Here is a 3,439-nt window from a genome sequence, read left to right on the forward strand (position 1 = left end):
ACGAGGCTCTGGAACCCGCCGCCGGCGTCCGGCCGGGCGGCCGTGACGGGTCCGCCGCGCGCCAACGGGGCGCCGGGCAGCGGCATGTAGCCGATCTCGCCGGCCCCGCCGGTCGCTCCGCGCAGCAGGGTGCCGCCGAGCACGATGGCGGCGCCGACGCCCTCGTCGGCCCAGATGAGCACGTAGTCGTCGAAGTCCTGGGCCGCGCCGTCGTGCTGCTCGGCGATGGCCGCGAGGTTGACGTCGTTCTCGATGACGATGGGGGTGCCGATGACCTTGGCCAGCTCGTCGCGGATGGTCCGCGAGTGCCAGCCCGGCAGGTGCGGCGCGTACCGCAGGGTCCCGGTCTGCGGGTCGAGCGCGCCGGGCGTCCCGATGACGGTGCGGTGCAGCGCGTCGAGCCCGAGCCCGGCGTCCGCCAGCGCGCGCCCCACGACCTCGGCCACCAGTTCGGCGGTCTGTTCGCGCTGCGGCTCGGGGGTGTCCCGCGCCTCGGCGCGGTGCTCGCCGACGATATGCCCGGTGATGTCGGCGACGACGGCGGTGATCCCGTCGGGGTCCACGGCGAGCGCGGCGACGTGCGCCACCGTCGGATTCACCTCGTACAGCTGCGCGTTCGGCCCCGGCCGCCCGGTCACGTTCCCGGTGGAGCGGACCAGCCGGGCCGCTTCGAGCCGGCTGAGCAGCTGCGACGCCGTGGGCTTGGACAGCCCGGTCAGCTCGCCGAGCCGGGTGCGGGTCAACGGGCCGTGGGCGATGAGCAGATCGAGCGCGGCGCGGTCGTTCATGGCGCGCAGTACGCGCGGGGTACCGGGAGTCCCGGCCATGGTGGTGCACCCGCCCTTCGACATCGCCTTCGACTGTCTGTTAGGAAACTTTCCTATCGGTGAACAGGACGTTAAAGCCGACGTCAGTGGGGCGTCAATGGTCCGAACGCGCTGCTTGTCAAAGTGTTATCAACGCAGGACGGCCCCCGGGCGGAATGCGCCCGAGGGCCGGTGCCGGATGCCGTACGCGCCTATACGCCCGTGACGCCGTCGATGCGCTCCCGGATCAGGTCCGCGTGCCCGTTGTGGCGCGCGTACTCCTCGATCATGTGCACCAGAATCCACCGCAGGGAGACCGTCGACTCCCCGACGATCTTGGCGAACTGCTCGTTGAGCGCCCCGGAGCCGTCCAGCGAACTCCCGGCTGCCGCCTCGCGCGACCGCTGGACCTCCGCCCGCCAGTCGGTCAGCGCAGCGTCCATGCCGCGCTCCGCGACGAGCGTGAACCCGTTGCCGATCGCCTCGTCGTACGACGCCTCCCGCCCGGCCAGCACCTCCTGGAACCACTTCCGCTCGACCACGGTCATGTGCTGCACCAGCCCGAGCAGCGTCATCGCCGACGGCTCCACCGCCGCCAGCCGCACCTGATGGTCGTCCAGCCCCGCGCACTTCGTCGCCAGCGTCTCCCGCTGGAAGTCCAGCCAGCTCTCCAGCATGGCGCGTTCGTCGGCGTGCGGGGGCGGTATGGACCGCCCCATGTATGTAGTCGACATGCGCGCCACTTTCGCACGCCAGTGCGGCCGTTCGACAGGTCCGAGACCTGCTCCTACTTGCCCAGCGCCGGCGGCGCCGGAGGCTGTTGCGGTATCGGGGTCGTCGCGAGGGACTGCGGCGAGGTCGGGTTGCCGAGGGCGGAGGGGGCGGCGACGGTGGCGGAAGGGTCGGGGGCGGGGTCCGCGTCGGCGGGGGCGGCCGGGGTGCCGATGCGGATGCCTTCGGCGTCCAGGGCCTGCTTGATGCGCCAGCGCAGCTCGCGTTCGACGCCCGCCGCCTTGCCCGGCATCGTCTTGGCCTGGACGCGGACCACCACCGAGTCGAGCGTGACCGAGTCCAGCCCCATCACCTCGACCGGCTCCCACAGCGACTCGTCCCACGGCGCTTCCTTCGCCATGTCCTCGCCCGCCGCCGCGATGACCGTACGGGCCCGGTCCAGGTCCTGGTCGTAGCGGAGGGTGACATCGACCTCCGCGGTGGACCAGCCCTGGCTGAGGTTGCCGATGCGCTTGACCTCGCCGTTGCGCACGTACCAGATGGCGCCGTTCGGGCCGCGCAGCTTGGTGACGCGCAGGCCGACCTCGATGACCGTGCCGGTGGCGACGCCCGCGTCGATCTCGTCGCCGACGCCGTACTGGTCCTCCAGGATCATGAACACCCCGGACAGGAAGTCCGTGACCAGATTGCGCGCGCCGAAACCGATGGCCACGCCTGCCACACCCGCGCTGGCCAGCAGCGGAGCCAGATTGATCTGGAGCACGGACAGCACCGTCAGCGCCGCCGTTCCCATGATCACGAAGGATGCGACGCTGCGCAGCACCGAACCTATGGCCTCGGACCGCTGCCGCCGCCGCTCGGCGTTTACCAGCAGGCCGCCCAGCGCCGTGCCGTCCACGGCCTGCGCCGTGCGGTTCATGCGCGCTATCAGCTTGGTGATGCCGCGCCGGATCAGCGACCGGAGCACCACCGCGATCACGATGATCAGGATGATGCGCAGGCCGTTGCCGAGCCAGGTGGACCAGTTCTCCTCCACCCAGCCCGCGGCGTTGTTCGCCGTCTGCGTCGCCTCGTCGAGGGAGGTGACGCGGTGCGGGGTGGTGTCGGCGGCCAGGACAGCGGACCAGGACACAGCAGGGACCCTTCGTGTCGGACATGCCCGCCGGGAGCACGGCGCGGACAGCCAACCAGAGTAACGGGAGGGCAACGGTGCCCCGTTGCTGTGTTCGATTGATCGCGGGTCTTGACCGGAGCGTGAGCGGGGGATGAAAGAGGTGTGCTGCAAAACACCTGTGGCCCGTTACCTGGTGATGGTGGCGCTCCGACCAGGGACCGGGGGACACTTGGTGGAGATCGTCCCGGCGCGAGCCACGCGCCGCCGGCGTACAAGGAGGCACCCGTGCCGCATGTCCTGGTCCTCAACGCGTCGTACGAGCCGCTCGGCGTCGTACCGCTCCGCCGCGCGCTCGTACTCGTCCTCAATGAGAAGGCCATCTGCCTTGAGGACTCCGGCGCCTTTATGCACAGTGCGACCCACGTCATACCCGCGCCGAGCGTCGTGCGGCTGAAGCGCTTCGTGCGGGTGCCCTTTCGCGGCCCCGTCCCGCTCACCCGCCGCGCCCTGTTCGCCCGCGATGGCGGCAGATGCGCCTACTGCGGTGGCGTCGCAACCAGCGTCGACCACGTCATCCCGCGCAGCCGCGGCGGACCCCACGCCTGGGAGAACGTGGTCGCCGCCTGCCGCCGCTGCAACCACGTCAAGGCCGACCGGCACGTCGCCGAGCTCGGCTGGCGGCTGCGCCACCAGCCCGCGCCGCCATCCGGGCTGGCCTGGCGCATCATCGGGACCGGGCATAGGGACCCGCGCTGGCTGCCCTATTTGCAGGCATACGGCGCGGAGG

General features: G+C 71.2%; 4 protein-coding genes. 1 reads left to right on the forward strand and 3 read right to left on the reverse strand.

What is annotated here, in order from left to right; translation table 11 throughout:
* From ACFU99_RS37900 to ACFU99_RS37910, 3 genes are all read right to left on the reverse strand, one after another.
* The coding region (locus ACFU99_RS37900; RefSeq protein WP_384401527.1) for an ROK family transcriptional regulator at positions 1 to 827 on the reverse strand (827 nt) is incomplete at its 3' end.
* 191 nt (positions 828 to 1,018) lie between these two features.
* A complete protein-coding gene (locus ACFU99_RS37905) occupies positions 1,019 to 1,540 on the reverse strand; it encodes a DinB family protein (RefSeq protein WP_384401518.1) in 522 nt (173 codons plus the stop codon).
* Positions 1,541 to 1,593: 53 nt separating this feature from the next.
* Positions 1,594 to 2,670 (reverse strand): mechanosensitive ion channel family protein, encoded by a 1,077-nt coding sequence (locus tag ACFU99_RS37910; RefSeq protein ID WP_384401521.1) that lies wholly within the window; start codon positions 2,668 to 2,670, stop codon positions 1,594 to 1,596.
* A gap of 267 nt (positions 2,671 to 2,937) precedes the next feature.
* On the opposite strand from ACFU99_RS37910, the gene ACFU99_RS37915 reads away from it, so the two are divergent.
* The coding region (locus ACFU99_RS37915; RefSeq protein ID WP_384401524.1) for an HNH endonuclease at positions 2,938 to 3,439 on the forward strand (502 nt) is incomplete at its 3' end.

The sequence above is a fragment of the Streptomyces sp. NPDC057654 genome, from assembly GCF_042800135.1.
Taxonomy (GTDB): Bacteria; Actinomycetota; Actinomycetes; order Streptomycetales; family Streptomycetaceae; genus Streptomyces.

Bases quoted from the DNA above. Each gene is read 5' to 3' on its own strand.
- ACFU99_RS37905 (WP_384401518.1), bottom strand. From the start codon at position 1,540: ATGTCGACTACATACATGGGGCGGTCCATACCGCCCCCGCACGCCGAC.